General features: G+C 53.5%; 16 protein-coding genes and 1 pseudogene. 13 read left to right on the forward strand and 4 right to left on the reverse strand.

Features of this window, described 5'->3' with window-relative positions; genetic code table 11:
* Window positions 1-32 precede the first annotated feature (32 nt).
* From tssF to dbpA, 10 genes are all read left to right on the forward strand, one after another.
* Window positions 33-1,787, forward strand: a complete 1,755-nt coding sequence (gene tssF, locus SK54_RS12175; protein ID WP_048247267.1) for a type VI secretion system baseplate subunit TssF — start codon at window positions 33-35, stop codon at window positions 1,785-1,787.
* Window positions 1,751-2,836, forward strand: a complete 1,086-nt coding sequence (tssG, locus tag SK54_RS12180; RefSeq protein ID WP_048247269.1) for a type VI secretion system baseplate subunit TssG — start codon at window positions 1,751-1,753, stop codon at window positions 2,834-2,836. Before tssF ends, tssG begins: the two co-directional genes overlap by 37 nt.
* On the forward strand, window positions 2,814-3,359 hold the full coding sequence (tssJ, locus tag SK54_RS12185; protein ID WP_045333095.1) for a type VI secretion system lipoprotein TssJ: 546 nt from the start codon (window positions 2,814-2,816) through the stop codon (window positions 3,357-3,359). Before tssG ends, tssJ begins: the two co-directional genes overlap by 23 nt.
* Window positions 3,359-3,814, forward strand: coding sequence for a type VI secretion system baseplate subunit TssE (gene tssE / locus SK54_RS12190; protein WP_015570427.1), 456 nt, complete (start codon window positions 3,359-3,361; stop codon window positions 3,812-3,814). Before tssJ ends, tssE begins: the two co-directional genes overlap by 1 nt.
* Before the next feature lie 23 nt (window positions 3,815-3,837).
* A complete protein-coding gene (locus tag SK54_RS12195) occupies window positions 3,838-5,154 on the forward strand; it encodes a VasL domain-containing protein (protein WP_048247271.1) in 1,317 nt (438 codons plus the stop codon).
* Window positions 5,155-5,182: 28 nt separating this feature from the next.
* Window positions 5,183-5,671 carry a hypothetical protein gene (locus SK54_RS12200; protein WP_032103614.1) on the forward strand — a complete coding sequence of 163 codons (489 nt, stop codon included), beginning with the start codon at window positions 5,183-5,185 and terminating at the stop codon, window positions 5,669-5,671.
* Between the two features lie 316 nt (window positions 5,672-5,987).
* A complete protein-coding gene (locus tag SK54_RS12205; protein ID WP_082195372.1) occupies window positions 5,988-7,118 on the forward strand; it encodes a methyl-accepting chemotaxis protein in 1,131 nt (376 codons plus the stop codon).
* Between the two features lie 90 nt (window positions 7,119-7,208).
* Window positions 7,209-8,192: a zinc transporter ZntB gene (zntB, locus tag SK54_RS12210; protein ID WP_017382256.1), complete on the forward strand. Its 984-nt coding sequence runs from the start codon at window positions 7,209-7,211 to the stop codon at window positions 8,190-8,192.
* Between the two features lie 281 nt (window positions 8,193-8,473).
* Entirely contained in the window at window positions 8,474-8,620 is a 147-nt protein-coding gene (locus SK54_RS22530) for a proline-rich small protein YnaL (RefSeq protein ID WP_275427718.1), read from the forward strand.
* Between the two features lie 57 nt (window positions 8,621-8,677).
* Complete coding sequence (gene dbpA, locus SK54_RS12215; RefSeq protein WP_017382257.1) at window positions 8,678-10,051, forward strand: ATP-dependent RNA helicase DbpA; 1,374 nt, start codon at window positions 8,678-8,680, stop codon at window positions 10,049-10,051.
* A gap of 43 nt (window positions 10,052-10,094) precedes the next feature.
* Here the strand turns inward: dbpA and ttcA are convergent, their stop codons facing one another.
* Both ttcA and SK54_RS21965 read right to left on the reverse strand, forming a co-directional pair.
* Window positions 10,095-11,030, reverse strand: coding sequence for a tRNA 2-thiocytidine(32) synthetase TtcA (gene ttcA, locus SK54_RS12220; RefSeq protein WP_001186974.1), 936 nt, complete (start codon window positions 11,028-11,030; stop codon window positions 10,095-10,097).
* A gap of 49 nt (window positions 11,031-11,079) precedes the next feature.
* Window positions 11,080-11,277: pseudogene (locus tag SK54_RS21965) on the reverse strand (tyrosine-type recombinase/integrase); the annotation flags it as partial.
* 70 nt (window positions 11,278-11,347) lie between these two features.
* Here SK54_RS21965 and SK54_RS22745 point away from each other — a divergent pair.
* The 3 genes from SK54_RS22745 to SK54_RS12230 all read left to right on the forward strand — a co-directional run bounded on the left by SK54_RS22745 (window position 11,348) and on the right by SK54_RS12230 (window position 12,321).
* Window positions 11,348-11,479: a hypothetical protein gene (locus SK54_RS22745; RefSeq protein WP_255248861.1), complete on the forward strand. Its 132-nt coding sequence runs from the start codon at window positions 11,348-11,350 to the stop codon at window positions 11,477-11,479.
* A gap of 219 nt (window positions 11,480-11,698) precedes the next feature.
* On the forward strand, window positions 11,699-11,896 hold the full coding sequence (locus tag SK54_RS12225) for a hypothetical protein (protein ID WP_000790642.1): 198 nt from the start codon (window positions 11,699-11,701) through the stop codon (window positions 11,894-11,896).
* A gap of 2 nt (window positions 11,897-11,898) precedes the next feature.
* Complete coding sequence (locus SK54_RS12230) at window positions 11,899-12,321, forward strand: GFA family protein (RefSeq protein WP_045339865.1); 423 nt, start codon at window positions 11,899-11,901, stop codon at window positions 12,319-12,321.
* 34 nt (window positions 12,322-12,355) lie between these two features.
* Here SK54_RS12230 and ompC read toward each other — a convergent pair whose 3' ends face one another.
* Window positions 12,356-13,471: a porin OmpC gene (gene ompC / locus SK54_RS12235; RefSeq protein WP_045339863.1), complete on the reverse strand. Its 1,116-nt coding sequence runs from the start codon at window positions 13,469-13,471 to the stop codon at window positions 12,356-12,358.
* Window positions 13,472-13,856: 385 nt separating this feature from the next.
* Window positions 13,857-17,381, reverse strand: a complete 3,525-nt coding sequence (nifJ, locus tag SK54_RS12245) for a pyruvate:ferredoxin (flavodoxin) oxidoreductase (RefSeq protein WP_048247274.1) — start codon at window positions 17,379-17,381, stop codon at window positions 13,857-13,859.
* Window positions 17,382-17,580 lie beyond the last annotated feature (199 nt).

Below are 17,580 nucleotides of genomic sequence, written 5' to 3' on the forward strand. Positions count from 1 at the left end.
CATACCTTTAAAACACACATATTCAGGTTCTTATGGACGACTTAACCCTGCGTTATTACGACGCTGAAATGCGCTACCTGCTGGAAGCCGGCGAAGAATTTGCCCGCGCTCACCCGGAGCAGGCAGCAATGCTCAATCTCGATAAAGCGGGCGCGCGCGACCCATACGTGGAGCGCCTGTTCGAGGGCTTTGCCTTCCTGATGGGCCGCCTGCGTGAGAAGCTTGATGACGACCTGCCTGAACTAACTGAAGGGCTGGTCAGTCTGCTGTGGCCGCATTACCTGCGCACTATTCCCTCGATGTCGGTGGTGGAGTTCACTCCTGTCTGGCGTGAGATGAAAGAACCGATGCGTATTGCCAGAGGTTTCGAGGTCAATTCGCGGCCGATCGGTGAAAAAGGCACGCGTTGTCGCTACACCACAACTAAAGAGCTAACTCTTCAGCCACTGGCGCTGGAGCATGCCCGCCTGTCGACTGATCCTGACGGGCGCTCTGTCATCAGCCTGCGCTTCAGTTGTAGCCATCTTGCTGACTGGAGCCGTGTCGATCTCAGCCAGATCCCGTTCTATTTCAATGCTGACGCACCGCTGGCCTGCGCTATGCATGAAGCTTTTACCATGAATACTGCGCGTCTGTGGCTGCGCATGCCGGGTGACAAGGACAGAAGGCCGATGGACGGGTATTTCACCGCACTGGGGTTTGGTGATGATGACAGGCTGTGGCCGAAGGGGGACAGTAGTTTCAGCGGTTACCAGTTGCTGCTGGAGTACTTCACCTTTCGCGAGAAATTCATGTTTACGGGGCTGCGCGGGCTGGAGAGCGTGGTCTTTCCGGCTGAGATCCCGTGGTTTGAAATCGACGTGGTGCTGGCGGAACGCTGGGAGCATGACTTCAGCTTTACCGAAAAGCACCTGCGCCTGAATTGCGTGCCGGTCATTAACCTGTTCCCGCTGGAATCCGATCCGCTGACGCTCAATTCTCTGCAAACCGAATACATGCTGCGCCCGATGCGCGTGCAGGATGGCCATACCGAGATATATACCGTGGATTCGGTGATGTCATCGAGCCAGCACACCTACGTGCCGTTTTCGAGCTTCCGTCATAAGGGAGGAATGATGCGTCATGAAGCACCGGAATATTACTACCACACCCGCGTGCGCCGCGGTCCGTCCGGTCTGCATAACACCTGGCTCATCCTTGGCGGCGAAGCATTTGATAATCATACCGTCCCGGAAGACGAAAGCCTGTCGCTGACGCTAACTGGCACCAATGGTCAACTGCCACGACGTGCGCTGCAAAGCACCGTACTTGATACGGTGATGAAAACCACTTCGGTCAGCATTGCCGTGCGCAACCTGTGTGCGCCGACGCTGCCTTGTTACCCACCTGCGCAGGACCGTTTCCACTGGCGCGTACTGAGTCACCTTGGCAGCGGATTTCTGTCGATGATGGATAATGCCGACGTGCTGCGCGGTACCCTGGCGCTGTATGAATGGACCGACAGCGAGATGAACCGTCGCCGCCTGGAAGCCATCCTCGAGGTGAAGCACAGTGAAACGGAGCGCTTTGAACAGGGCTACCTGGTCCGTGGCGTGCAGATTGAAGTCACGCTGGACAGCAATGGCTTTGCCGGAAGCGGCGACATCTGCTTATTTGGCGAGATGCTGAGCCGATTCTTTGCGCTATACACTGACATCTATTTGTTTAACCGCCTGATTATCATTCTGCAACCGACCGGAGAACGCCTGGAATGGGAAGAGAAGCACAACCGCCGCATTCCCGGCTGAGCCCACGGCTGGAAGCCGACCTGCATCGTATTAACTTTTACCGTTTATGCCAGTTGCTGGAGAAGCGTAACCCGGGCAGGCCGCTGATGGGCTCGACCAGTCACCCGGGCGATGACCCGGTACGCTTTGCCCCGCATCCGGGCATGGGATTTCCGGCCAGTGAGCTGAAAGCCGTGGAGTATGATGAGGATGATGACAGCCGGCCACCACTTATCCGCACGACCTTTATGGGAATGTACGGTGTCGACTCACCCCTGCCGATGGCGTATCTCGATGACATCGCTCAGCGTCGGGAAGGGCATGACGCACTACAGGGTTTTCTGGATATTTTCAGCCATCGCATTCTGACGCAGTTTTACCGTATCTGGCGTAAATACTCTTATCCGGCCACCTTTGAACCCGGTGGTACGGACAGCATCTCGCAGTCACTGCTGGGCCTGGTGGGATTGGGTATTCCCGGCACAGCAGACCACATCGCCACACCGGTATCCCGTTTTCTGGCTCTGCTGGGTGTTCTACAGCAACCGGGCAAAACTCAGGAGGGAATGCAGGCGCTGGTGACGTTGCTGGCCCCGGATACCACCGTGAAGGTCAGTCCATACTGCCTGCGGCCGGTGGAAATGGGTCAGCCGCTGGGCTTTTACGGTGATGACGATTTTCTGCTGGACGGCAACACGCCACTGGGTGACGAAGCGATGGATGCGGGTAGCCAACTGCTGGTTGCGCTTACAACGGATAATGAACAGGAGGTACAGGGCTGGAAGCCGGACGGTCTGCTGTATCAGGACTTTCTGGTGATGCTTCGTGTCTGGCTCGGCTGGCGTTTTAAAGCAAAGATCACCCTGACCACACGGACCCGACTGCTGGCCGTTCCGCCGCTTGGCGAAGGCCCTTTCTGGCTCGGGATGAACGGCGTGCTGGGTGCTGATGAGGGGGAACTTAAAGACGATATCCCACCGACCTTTACGACGGAACTGGGCTATTACACTGGCCTGAAGCCGGCAATACCACAACAAGGAAACCGACGTGTTACGTACAAGTTTGATTAAATCCGCAGGCTGGTTGCCTGCACTGCTGGCGTTCAGCCTGACGGGGTGCGGGATGACGCAGGGTATCACCGATGGCACCAAATCGGCATTTAACGCCGTGTTCTACAAAAAAATTAAGATGCTGCACCTGGATTTCACGGCGCGTGAAGCGCTAAACACCGATTCCCGCGAAAGTAACTCACTCTCCGAGCCGGTGGTAGTCCGTGTCTATCAGCTGAAAGACCGTAAAATCTTCGATAAAACGGTTTACCAGCAACTACTGAACGATGGCGAAACTATTCTGAAAACCGACCTGATGGCGACCCGCGATGTGGTCGTAAAACCGGGCGGTGATACAAATCTTGATATGCCAATGGAAGAAGAAACGCAGTTTGTCGCGGTAGTCGGCCTGTTTCGTCACCCGGACCTGGTAAACAATACCTGGAAGCAGGTTCTAAAACGTGAAGATCTCGATCCGGATAAGCCGCGCATTCTGGAGGCCGGGAATAACCACCTGACGTTACAGCCATTGAAGGATGACTGATGCCTAAGGGACATAATACGCCATCGCTGTATGAAATGCTGAGCGGCAATTTCTCAGGTGGCCTGAGCCTCAACCAGGTCAGCGAACAGAATCAGGTGATTTTATCAGTACTCGATAACATGCAGCGCATCCTCAACTGCCGCGCCGGTACGCTGGCTCACCTGCCGGACTACGGCCTGCCGGATATGACAAAAATCCTCCAGGGAATGCCCGGTACCGCCCATCAGCTGATTACCACACTGTCGGCCATATTGCTGAAATATGAGCCGCGCCTGAGCCGGATTAACGTGGTGATGCAGGAACAGATTCAGCCCGGTGAACTCCGCTACGCCATTGATGCGGAGCTGAAGGGGGTCGGGCTGGTGCGCTACGGCACGGAATTTATGCCCGAGGGCAGGGTATTAATCCGTCATCTGAAACAACAGCAATACCTCGATGCACGAGCCGCCATCTAGTTATTACTCAGGTTAAAACAGTTATGACAATAAATTCTGAACGCCAACTTAAAACCGGCGGGGATCCGCGCACACTTGCGGATTACGCTGCCTTGCTCGAAGAAATGAACAAGCTCACCCATCCGGCACGCCCGGATGTTAACTGGCAACACGCGGAAACGCTCTGTCTGTCACTGTTCGAGCATAACGGTGTGGAGCTACAAACGGCTGCCTGGTATACGCTCGCCCGCACGCATCTCGCCGGACTCTACGGCATGAATGAAGGGCTGGCGCTACTGGCTGCACTGGTCGTCCGTCAGTGGGGTAGCCTCTGGCCACAGCCTGTCCATGCGCGAGTTGAAATCCTCAGCGCACTGAGCAAACGCCTGCAACAGGTGGTGCGAACGCTGACGTTGACGTATGCCGATTTAGGACAACTTTATCAGGCTGAGGAGAATCTGAACGCGCTGAGTGACATGTTGCAGCGCCTCGAACTTAAGCATGCTGCTCAGCTTGATGCTCTGCGCACGATGATGCAGAACGCAGCAGTGCGTCTGGAAAACAGCGAAAATACGGGCGTAAGTCTGCCGGGTAACGCGGTAGGGGCCGCGGAACTCCACCTCACAGAACCGACAGAGCGTTGTAAATGGGTTTATGTGGTTCAGCCCGAGCCGTTGCCGAATAAAGAGCCTCCTGTACCCGCGAAGCAGTGGAAGCCATTTGCTGCGGGTATGTTGTTCATGCTGGTGGCAGCCAGCATTGTCGCAGTGGGATGGCAGACGATGCATGCGCCAGATTCAGTACAAACTCAGCTGGCCGCGTCCCTGACTCCTTTACCTGATGGACTCTCTACAGCACAGTTGCAGGCGCTGCAACAAACGTCACCGCCACCTGAACCGGGGATCAGCAAGACACAGCAGCTGTTAGCGCAGCTTTTACACCTGAAACCAGACTGGGCAGTAAGCTACGGCGACCGTCTGGTGCAGCAGGCGCTGACGCTGTGGCCTGAAGAGGCCAAACCCCTGGCGCAACAGTGGCACAAGCAGATTAGCGTTGCCGGACTTGCAGAGTCAGAGCTGAATGGCTGGCATCAGGGAATGACGCAGTTACAGCAGTTGACGAACAGGCTAAACGCGCTGGATGAACAGAAGGGGAAGTACATGACGGTCAGCGAACTGAAATCAGCCGTGTTTGCCATGTCGCAGTCCTTCAGCCATACCGTTCCGCTTGAGGAGCAGCTTCGTCTGCTTTCCATTTTACCTGCCGGGCAACCCGTGTCAGCAGCGCAGCTAAACCAGGCCGAACAGCATCTTCAGCAGTTGATTGCCAGCTATGCCTTGCTGAAGCACCAAAAAGAATAATGAGACTGGCGAAAAACACGGAGTTGACATGTCAGCAAGAGAGCGTTTTTTTAAGAAAGTGCAGCAGAGCATCGGGGACAAACCGATCTATGTTAATACGGCTGAGGCCGAAGTCAGGGCGTTTTGTGAGCGGATGGAGGATCTTGCGCAGCAAATCATTACATGGTTTGAAGGTTCTGGTATTGAAATATTTTTATCTAAAAAACATATCACCGATTTAAGTACGGTTGGCTACAGCCTCAGTAGCGGTATATGTCGTTATGCCATTACGACGATCATTTTGCAAAATGGGGATCGCAGCGTCACCATTATGCCAGAACAGGTGATCAGGGGGCCGGAGAAGGGGTGTGTGACGATGAGTATTAATGTCCCCGATAGTCTGTCGGGGGCGAGGATATTCCATTTAAGCATGGCGCCTGATACAGGCTGGTATATTCGTCGCGGGCATCAAAGTGCAAAAGAGAATATTCTCATGACTGAGGACTGTTTTTTCCAGGCTATCGACTGTCTGGCCTGAACGTAAGTCACCCTAACGGAAGGAGCGCGCATTAACGTAGTTAATATATATTAACTACGTTAACTTATTAAGCACCACTACACACCGGCGGCCTACAGTACCCCTCCTTAAATATATAATTAACATTTTTGAAGGGGTATCAGTAACCCAACGACAAGCCAGATATTTAGCGTAAAACATGCTTTTTATCCGCCTTAAGTAAAACTGCGCAAATCAAACTGCAAAACAACAAACCAGCGACGAACGTGAGGACAAATTCGTATGGCAATGCTATAACCCTTAATGCCAACCAAAATATAATGTCCCAGGAAAACGTATGCTAAGAAATATTAGTGTCAGAACGTTCATTGTCTATTTCCTTTTATGTGTATTTTTGGTAAGTGATGGAGTTATAGCGCTATTTTCACGAAATTCTTCGCTTTTTATTGCAGTCATAATTGTACAATTCATCGCCTTATTTTTACTCTGGGCGTACATGACCATATATCTTGTGACGCCGATCAATACGGTGAAAAAAAGTATTGAAGAAGTGACGTCAGGCAAACTTGGCGTGTCGATACCTGAATTTGGCAACAATTGTGCGGGACGCCTGATCCCGGGGATTAATAGTCTCTCCAGCAACATTGCAACCCTGGTCCGTGAGATCCGCGCCTCCTCGCAAACCGCGATGACCCTGTCAGATCAACTCTCTTCACGCAGCGCGCAGCTTTCCGTCAAAACAGAACAGCAGTCAGCTTCGCTGGTGCAAACGGCAGCCAGCATGGAAGAGATGGCTGCAAGTACAAAAAATAATGCCGACAATACCCGTTTAGCCAGCGAGCAGGCGAATATCGCGACGTTACAGGCGCGTAAAGGCGGAGAATTAATGGGGCAGGTCGCGAACAATATGCAGTCGATTACCGACTGCGCCCAGCAAATGACAGAGATTATCTCGCTGATTGACGGTATCGCTTTTCAGACCAATATTCTGGCGCTTAACGCCGCCGTTGAAGCGGCAAGAGCGGGCGACCATGGTAAAGGGTTTTCTGTGGTCGCGGGTGAGGTGAGAAGCCTGGCGCATCGTAGCGCCGAAGCGGCAAAAAATATTAAGTCACTGATTGAAGTTACCAGCCATAACGTGACGCAGGGCGTTAACGTGGTCTCTGAAGCCGAAAAAAACATGCATGACATTGTTACCGGTTCGGGCAATGTGAGCAGACTGATGGATGAAATATCCGCCTCAACATCAGAACAGGAAAAAGGTATTTCACAAATTACGCAGGCATTGTCAGAGCTTGAACGCGTAACGCAGAGCAACGTGTCGATGGTTGAGGAACTCAATGGGTCGTCAGATGTGCTGCGCAATCAGGTGATTGAGCTCCAGACACGAACACGTAATTTCCGTCTGGAAAATGAGTTCCAGACTGATAATGCATTAAAAAGCCGCGAATGGGCGGTGAATTCCTGAACGTATTCAGGACGATGCCTCACATAATTATTGCTTAACCCTCGGCGAAAGCTAGACTGACACCGAAAGAGATAAAACGGTGGAGGCGCTGTGGAGAGCATTAAAGGGTCTGAGGTTAACGTACCTGACGCAGTTTTTGCATGGGTGTTTGATGGACAAGGCGGCGCAAGGCCGCTTGAAGATCAGGATCACATCGACAGCGAACATCCATGCTGGCTGCACCTCAACTACACGCACCCGGACAGCGCCGAGTGGCTCGCGTCCACGCCGCTATTGCCCAACAACGTTCGGGATGCGCTGGCGGGAGAAAGTCTCAGACCCCGCGTCAGCCGGATGGGTGAGGGGACGTTAATTACGCTGCGTTGTATAAACGGCAGTACGGATGAGCGTCCGGATCAGTTGGTGGCAATGCGTGTTTATATGGATGAACGGCTGATTGTTTCCACCCGCCAGAGAAAAGTGCTGGCGCTGGATGACGTCATTAACGATCTGAAAGAGGGCACGGGGCCTACGGATTGCGGCAGCTGGCTGGTGGATGTGTGTGATGCGCTGACCGATCATGCCAGCGAGTTTATAGAAGAACTTCACGATAAAATCATCGATCTGGAAGATAACCTGCTCGATCAGCAAATCCCCCCACGTGGTTTTCTGGCGCTGCTGCGTAAGCAGCTCATCGTGATGCGCCGCTATATGACCCCTCAGCGCGACGTTTATGCGCGGCTGGCCAGCGAACGCATGAGCTGGATGAACGACGATCAACGCCGCAGAATGCAGGATATCGCTGACCGGCTCGGACGTGGACTGGACGAGATTGACTCATGTATTGCCAGAACGGCAGTCATGGCGGATGAGATAGCCCAGGTAATGCAGGAGTCGTTAGCCAGGAGAACGTACACCATGTCGCTGATGGCGATGGTCTTTTTACCGAGTACCTTCCTGACGGGGTTGTTTGGCGTAAACCTCGGAGGGATCCCCGGCGGTGAATATCACTATGGCTTCACCACGTTTTGCGTCATGTTAGTGGTTTTGATTGGGGGTGTTGCATGGTGGTTGCATCGTAGTAAATGGCTGTAAATTTACGCTTTTCTGAGGCAGAGTCGGCTTCAAAACGACATTTTAATTGAGCGAAGTCAATAAACTCCGACCATGTTAGGTGCAATATTACTCCCGCAGGTGAATGCAACGTCAAGCGATGGGCGTTGCGCTCCATATTGTCTTACTTCCTTTTTTTGAATTACTGCATAGCACAATTGATTCGTACGACGCCGACTTCATAGTCGGCTTTTTTTTTGCCTCCTGTTTATCTGCGTCTACCCTTTAGGGGTCAGCACCCTAATCTGGAGGAAAAGATGAGTATGCTACTTGCCCTGCAACGCCTCAACACCTGGCAGTCCGATCCGGTGCCCACCGATCCGACGCCGATACCCGATCCTGTCCCACGTCCGCAGCCGATGCCGGATCCGCCGCCCGATGAAGAACCGATTAAATTGTCGCATCGTTAGCGCAGATCTGCGAGGATACGCGCCATCTGACTGCAATCATTACCACGAGAGTATATTGTGACCGCTTTTTCCACGCTGAACGTTCTGCCTGAAGCCCAACTGACTAACCTGAATGAGTTGGGCTACCTCACTATGACCCCTGTCCAGGCCGCCGCGCTGCCGGCTATCCTTGAAGGCCGTGACGTGCGCGTGCAGGCGAAAACCGGCAGTGGAAAAACGGCTGCATTTGGGCTAGGCCTGTTACAACACATTGATGCAACCCTGTTTCAGACCCAGTCCCTGATACTCTGCCCGACGCGCGAGCTGGCCGACCAGGTCGCGGGTGAGCTGCGTCGTCTGGCGCGTTTTTTGCCTAACACTAAAATTTTAACGCTCTGCGGCGGGCAACCGTTCGGTGCGCAGCGCGATTCCCTTCAGCACGCGCCGCATATCATTGTGGCAACGCCGGGCCGTCTGCTCGATCACCTGCAAAAAGGCACCGTTTCACTCGATGCACTGCAAACGCTGGTGATGGATGAAGCTGACCGCATGCTGGATATGGGCTTCAGCGATGCGATTGACGAAGTGATCCGCTTTGCCCCAGCCACACGCCAGACGCTGCTCTTTTCTGCCACCTGGCCAGAGGCGATAGCGGCGATCAGCGGGCGCGTGCAGAAGAACCCGCTGACCATTGAAATCGATACTGTCGATGCGTTACCGGCGATTGAGCAGCAGTTCTTCGAGACATCGCAGCACGGCAAAATTCCACTGCTACAAAAATTGCTGAGCCAACACCAGCCAGCGTCCTGCGTGGTGTTCTGTAATACCAAAAAAGATTGTCAGGCGGTGTGCGATGCCCTGAATGATGCGGGACAGAGCGCATTATCGCTGCATGGCGATCTGGAACAGCGCGATCGCGATCAGACGCTGGTGCGTTTCGCTAACGGCAGCGCACGCGTGCTGGTTGCAACGGATGTGGCGGCCCGTGGCCTGGATATTAAATCGCTTGAGCTGGTGGTGAATTTCGAACTGGCATGGGATCCGGAAGTGCATGTCCACCGCATCGGGCGTACCGCGCGCGCAGGTAACAGTGGTCTCGCCATCAGCTTCTGCGCACCTGAAGAGGCGCAGCGCGCCAATATTCTTGCGGAAATGCTGCAACTGAAACTCAACTGGGTGAATACCCCTGGTAATATCAGCATCGCTCCGCTGGCGGCGGAAATGGCCACCCTGTGCATCGACGGCGGTAAAAAGGCCAAAATGCGTCCCGGTGACGTTCTGGGGGCGTTAACTGGGGATATCGGTCTCGACGGGGCAGATATTGGCAAGATCACGGTCCATCCTGCGCATGTCTACGTAGCGGTACGCCAGTCGGTTGCGCATAAGGCCTGGAAACAGTTGCAGGGCGGGAAGATTAAAGGGAAGACCTGCCGCGTTCGACTGCTGAAATAAGCTTAAAACGCGTCTCAGAAATGATATCTGAGACGCTCCCAGGTTACTTGACTTCTACCACGTTCAGGCGCAGTTCATCGAATTGCGCATCCTCTTCCTCTGGCTGCCACCCAGCAGGCTGCATCGGGATCTCTTCGCGGTCAAACGCCAGATCCCCGCCATTCACCACCTCTGAACCGTGGTTAATCCCTTTGAAATCGAACAGTTCAACGTCGGCCAGGTGCGAAGGCACCACGTTCTGCATGGCGCTGAACATGGTTTCGATGCGGCCCGGATAGCGTTTATCCCAGTCACGCAGCATGTCGCCAATGACCTGACGTTGCAGGTTCGGCTGTGAGCCGCACAGATTGCACGGAATGATAGGGAAGGCTTTGGCCTGGGAGAAACGCTCAATGTCTTTCTCGCGGCAGTAGGCGAGTGGGCGGATCACGATGTGTTTGCCGTCGTCGCTCATCAGCTTCGGTGGCATTCCCTTCATTTTGCCGCCATAGAACATATTCAGAAACAGCGTTTGCAGAATGTCGTCCCGGTGATGACCAAGCGCAATCTTGGTGGCGCCCAGTTCGGTTGCGGTGCGGTACAGAATGCCGCGACGCAAACGTGAGCAGAGCGAGCAGGTCGTTTTGCCCTCTGGGATCTTCTCTTTAACAATGCCGTAGGTATTCTCTTCTACGATTTTGTACTCAACGCCCAGGTTCTCAAGGTACTCCGGCAGGATATGTTCCGGGAAGCCGGGCTGTTTCTGATCGAGGTTAACCGCGACCAGGGAAAAGTTCACCGGTGCGCTTTGCTGTAGATTGCGCAGGATCTCCAGCATGGTGTAGCTGTCTTTACCGCCCGACAGGCAGACCATGATGCGATCGCCTTCTTCAATCATGTTGAAGTCTGCAATGGCTTCGCCCACGTTACGGCGCAGTCGCTTTTGCAGTTTATTCAGGTTGTACTGTTCTTTCTTGTTAATTTCTTGATTTTGTTGCATCTATTCGTTACTCAGATCTCAAATGGGGCACAGGGTGAGGAAAACGATTTCAAAGCGTCAGCTTCGTGTTCATCTCTTCTATCCATGTAGCATAGATTTCATACACCATCTGCGCATTTACGTGCCCCATCTGGTTAGCGATAAAAGACGGGTTTGCGGCTACCGGTAAAAACCAGCATGCGAAAGTGTGTCGTGTATGGTACGGATTGCAGCGCCGAATGCCAGCACGATTTACAAATGAGCTCCACAGGAGAAGTTTGGTTAAGACTGAAGGGTTGTCTACACTTACAGCTTACGCAGTAAAAACGGAGGTGAAAATGACTGACCGTCCCGTTAATGGTGACCATCCTGATTATAATCCCAGCCCGGATAACCCGGAAAAGGATGGAAGAAAAGCGAAAGATGATCCTGGCTCAGCGCCTGAATCAGGCGATAAAGATCCAGAGTAATGACCTGCCGCCTTTTCGAAGGCGGTTTTAACACCCATTCGGCCTCTCTACGCGCACCGCTATTCATGTTGTCCTCATCAACGTTGTCTGATAACCGCTCAGCACCCCTCCTGTTTTGCCTGGCGAACAGCTGAGATAAAGCACGGATCTCATTCCCGCGTACCAGCGCGTTTTACATTTCTTCTGCTACGCTTTTGAGGGGGACAAGGGAGCGCTTCTATGAAAAATAAAGACGAGCAGACAGGATTAGTTGGGCTGGCGATTGGTGCCGCCGTTATCGGGCTGGTTTCATCCCAGAAGATCATCAACCGTGAAAGTATTGTCGCTGAGCTGGTAAGGCTCGGCAGGCAGAAGGGGGATGGTGTCGAAGATGAGGTCTTTTTAAAAGCGGCTGAGTTAGTGAGAAAAGGAGTATAACGATGGCTGACATTCGTCATGCACAGTGTCATTGTGGGGCGGTGAAATTTACGGTTGAGCTGACGGACGGCCTGAATACCGCACGTCGATGTAGCTGCTCGTTTTGCAGGATGCGTGGGGCGGTAGTGGTTTCAGCGCCTTTGACGGGCATTAAGGTGACGCAGGGCGCGGACACGCTCACAGAGTACCGTTTCAACACCGGCATGGCGCGCCATTTCTTCTGTTCGATTTGCGGTATTTACACGTTCCATCAACGACGTTCCAATCCCAATGAATATGGTGTGAATGTTGCCTGTCTGGAAAATGTCACGCCATTCGACTTCCCGGAAGTGGTGGTAATGGATGGAGTTAATCACCCTATGGATGGCGACAGCGGAGTATTTGGCTATCTCTCTTTCCGCAAAGAACAGGCGAAACAGCGATAAAAATTAGCCCGCAGATCGCTGCGGGCTAACGGGATTAGAACTGGTAAACCAGACCTAACGCTACAATGTCATCCGTACCGATGCCATTGTTTTTGTAGAACGAATCATCTTCATCCAGCAGGTTGATTTTATAATCAACATAGGTGGACATGTTTTTGTTGAAATAGTAGGTAGCACCGACGTCAGCGTATTTCACCAGATCTTTATCGTCCTGGCCATTGCCCAGGTCTTTACCTTTGGACTGTAAATAGGAAATAGCCGGACGCAGACCGAAATCGAACTGATATTGTGCGGTGACTTCGAAGTTCTGGGTTTTGTTTGCCACGGTGTTTTCGTCATGAGCATCACCGTAAGGCGTCATATTACGTGTTTCGGAATACATCGCCGCCAGATAGATGTTGTTTGCATCGTATTTCAGACCAGCAGTCCATGCATCCGCTTTATCACCACCCGCAGTGGTATGCATTTCCTGATCGTTGGTACGGTCAGATGACGCATATGCCGCGCCCGCGCTGAAGCCCATGCCAAAATCATAAGTCGCGGACAGACCATAACCGTCGCCATTCTCATGACGTACATCGCGGCCGTTATTGGTGCCTTCCTGATTGTTGCTGGCATCTTCATTATTACCCTGATACTGCACCGCGAAGTTCAGACCCTGCACCAGACCAAAGAAGTCGGTGTTACGGTAGGTAGCCACGCCGTTTGCACGACCGGTCATAAAGTTATCGGCATAAGTATAAGAGTCGCCACCAAATTCTGGCAGCATATCGGTCCAGCCTTCAACGTCGTACAGGACGCCATAGTTACGGCCGTAATCGAAGGAGCCGTAATCGCCCACCTTCACACCCGCGAAGGCCAGACGCGTCCAGGACTGATTGTCAGAACCTTCGGTGTTGTTTGCCTGAATGTTGTATTCCCATTGTGCGAAGCCGGTCATCATGTCGTTGATTTGGGTTTCACCTTTGAAGCCCAGTCGCATATAGGTTTGATCGCCATCTTTAGACGCGTCGTCAGAGAAATAATGCAGACCATCTACTTTGCCATACAGATCCAGTTTATTGCCGTCTTTATTATAAATTTCAGCTGCGTGAGCGGCGCCAGCCATTAACAAAGCGGGGATCATCAGTGCCAGTACTTTTCTTTGCATTTTGATTATTCCTTTGCAGTTATTTTTTTATTACTTCGTGAACTTTCCGGGCTGGAAAGCTGTCCCATGCTAAATCACTCTGACGGCGGATGAATAAAATATAATTGTTACGGGTTAAGTAAAATCTAAACTAAATGATGCGGTAGAAATAACGATTGATGCCATGAATGAATTATTATAATCAATACAAAATAAAAATTATTAATTACGTGGAAAACAAGGTAACCTCCACGCCGTTATATGCCTTTAAGATTTTTTCATCCATAATTCACGTGAATATTGTTCAGAACATTGAGGCAATTTTCACCGATCTTCTGGATTCGCCCGGTGCACGTGCATCGGGCTTTTTTTGGCAAAAAAATGCCCGGACAAGCCGGGCATAAAGTTATTCACTGGTCGATTTTTCGGCTTTCCTCGCCAGTTGCGCCAGGAAGTCATAACGCTTCTGTAGATCCGCTGCCGCATCCTTCCATAGCTGCTCTGCCACTTCTGGCTGTTGAGCGTTCAGCCTGCGGAAACGCTGCTCCTGAAGTAAGGTTTCGGCAAGGGCGTCTGACGGAGGACGCGAATCCAGCGCCAGCGGCAATTTCCCTTCATCGGCACGGCGCGGGTCGAAGCGGTACAGTGGCCAGAAGCCGGTTGCGGTGAGCTGACGCATCTGGTCGTGGCTGAGCGCCAGATCGTAGCCATGCTCCTCACACGGACTGTAGGCGATAATCAGCGACGGGCCTGGATACGCTTCCGCTTCCTGAATGGCTTTCACCGTCTGGTTGAGCTGCGCCCCCAGCGAAATCTGCGCGACGTAGACGTGTCCATACATCATCATGCTGACGCCCAAATCTTTACGCGCCTTGCGCTTGCCGTGCTCACCAAATTTCGTGACCGCCCCCAATGGCGTTGCTTTCGAGGCCTGTCCGCCGGTGTTGGAATAGCACTGAGTATCAAGCACCAGAATATTGACGTTTTCGGTCAGGCTCAGGACATGATCAAGACCGCCGAAACCAATATCGTAGGCCCACCCGTCGCCGCCGATCAGCCAGACAGATTTTTCAACCAGCGCGTCAGCATCAGTCAGGAGTTGTTCAGCCCCTTCAACACCCTGAAGCGCGTTGCGCAGTTCAGCAACCTGCGCGCGACGAACGTCAGGTGTGCCCTCCGCATGCAGGGCATCATTCAGTTCTGCCGGGATCTTATCGGCAAACTGTGCCAGCAGACGCATTACGCGGGCGCGGTGCTGATCGACCGTCAGACGGAATCCCAGACCAAATTCTGCGTTGTCCTCGAAAAGCGAGTTTGCCCACGCCGGGCCGCGACCGTTCGCGTCGGTGGTGTATGGCGTAGACGGCAGGTTACCCCCATAGATTGACGAGCAGCCCGTCGCGTTGGCAATCAGCATTCGGTCACCGTAAAGCTGAGTGAGCAGTTTGATATACGGTGTTTCGCCGCAGCCGGAGCACGCCCCGGAGTACTCGAAGAGTGGGGTGATGAGCTGCGAGGTACGAATGTCAATGCGTTCCAGCTTGTTGCGATCGATTTCAGGTAGGTCGAGGAAGAAATCATAATTCACTTTCTCTTCTTCAACATGTTCAAGACGCGACATCATATTGATGGCTTTGATTGACGGGTCCTGACGATCTTTCGCCGGGCACACCTCGACGCACAGGTTACAGCCGGTGCAGTCTTCCGGCGCCACCTGTAGGACATATTTCTGACCACGCATATCGCGGGATTTTACATCCAGCGAGTGCAAACTTTCCGGCGCGCCATCTAACGCTTCTGGCGACACCACTTTGGCGCGAATGGCCGAGTGCGGGCAGGCCGCCACGCAGTGGTTGCACTGGGTGCACAGCTCTTCTTTCCAGATGGGAATCGCTTCGGCAATGTTGCGTTTTTCCCAGCGGGTCGTGCCCATCGGCCAGGTTCCGTCAGGCGGAAGCGCAGAGACGGGAAGGGTGTCGCCCAGTCCGGCAAGCATCGCCGCCGTGACGGTTTTGACGAAATCCGGGGCGGCGTCAGACACCACTGGCGGCCGGTTCGGACTGCTGGCATTGACCGGCTGCAACGGCACCGCGAACAGCGATTCGCGGGCCAGCGCCAGCGCCTGCCAGTTGCGCTCAACCAGTTCCTGACCTTTGCTGCTGTAGCTTTTGGCGATTGCACCCTGAAGCTCCATCAGCGCGCTGTCGCCCGGCAGAATATTGGTCAGGTGGAAGAACGCCATCTGCATAACCGTATTGATGCGCGCCGCCAGGCCGCATTCGCGGGCGATCTTCGCGGCGTTAATGACATACAGGCGCGCCTGTTTCTGGTTAAGCACCGCCTGCACTTCCTGGGGCAGGCGTGCCCAGACCTCGTCGGCGCTGTAAGGGGTGTTGATCAGGAAAATACCGCCGGGCTTCAGGCGCTCGGCCATCTGATATTTATCAATGAACTGGAGCTGGTGACAGCCAACAAAATCCGCCTGAGAAATCAGGTATGCCGAGCGGATCGGGTGTTCGCTGACGCGCAGATGGGAGACGGTCAGTCCGCCCGCTTTTTTGGAGTCGTAGACGAAATATCCTTGCGCATACCACGGCGTAGAGTTGCCGATAATTTTGATGTTGTTCTTGGTCGCCGAGACGCTGCCGTCGCTACCCAGACCGTAGAACAGCGCTTCCAGTTTCGCATTCGAGGGCAGGGTGTTTTCCGGCAAGGGGAGAGAAAGGTTAGTCACGTCATCATAAATGCCGACCGTAAAGCGCGGCTTCGGTTTTGCCTCGCGGAGTTCAGCAAATACCGCCAGGACGCACTCCGGTCCGAACTCTTTGGAAGACAATCCATAACGCCCGCCAATGACGCGCGGCAGCGTTTCGCGCTCACCGCGGTTAAACGCCTCAGCCAGAGCGGTCATCACATCCAGATAAAGTGGCTCAGCCTGTGCGCCAGGCTCTTTGGTGCGGTCCAGTACCGCCACTGCACGCGCGCTGTCCGGCAGGGCTGCGAGCAGGTGTTTCGCTGAGAAGGGACGGTAGAGGCGAACTTTGAGCACGCCAACTTTTTCACCACGCGTCAATAGCTCATCAACCACCTCTTCACAGGTGCCAATGGCGGAGCCCATCAGGACGATCACGCGCTCGGCCTGCGGATGACCGTAATATTCAAACGGCTTATATTCGCGGCCCGTCGCAGCGGCAAAATCGTCCATCGCCTGTTCAACGTGCGCATAGACCGCGTTGTACCACGGGTTTGTCGCCTCGCGGGACTGGAAATAGGTATCCGGGTTCGCAGAGGTACCCCGGATCACCGGATGTTCCGGATTGAGGGCGCGAGCGCGATGCGCATCGATGTCAGCCTGCGGCAGCAGATTCAGAATGGTGTCGTCCGGCAGCGGAACGATTTTATTGATCTCGTGGGACGTGCGAAAACCATCGAAGAAATGAATAAATGGCACTCGGCTTTTCAGCGTGGCGATATGCGAAATCAGCGCGAAGTCCTGCGCTTCCTGCACGCTGCTGGCGCAGAGCATAGCGCAGCCGGTCTGACGCACGGCCATCACATCTGAGTGGTCGCCAAAAATAGAGAGAGCGTGAGTGGCTACGGTGCGTGCGGCAACGTGCAACACAAACGGCGTTAATTGCCCTGCCAGCTTGTAAAGCGTGGGGATCATCAACAGCAGCCCCTGAGACGACGTGAACGAGGTCGACAGGGCACCGGTCTGCAACGCACCATGCACGGTGGCAATGGCACCGGCTTCGGACTGCATCTCTACAACCCGCGGGACATCGCCCCAGACGTTTTTTATCCCATTACCAGCCCAGGCGTCAGCCTGTTCAGCCATCGTGGAGCTGGGAGTGATGGGGTAGATGGCGATCACTTCGCTGGTACGAAACGCAACAGACGCGACTGCACCATTGCCGTCAATAGTTTGCATAGGACAACACCCTTACATTGCGCAAAAAGAGGGGCCTGAAAAACGACGACAGACCCTGAATATTATCTGTGTATTTTAGCAAAGCTCAGGTTTTACGATTTTCGCTTTTGTGTCCTTGGTATGCGCTGTATCAATGACTCGATGGCTACTCGCGTTAAAAAATTGCGAGAAATTGTTACCAGGGCGCATAAATACGCAC

It is taken from the genome of Enterobacter sp. MGH120 (assembly GCF_001037725.1).
GTDB classification, from domain to species: Bacteria; Pseudomonadota; Gammaproteobacteria; order Enterobacterales; family Enterobacteriaceae; genus Enterobacter; species Enterobacter hormaechei_C.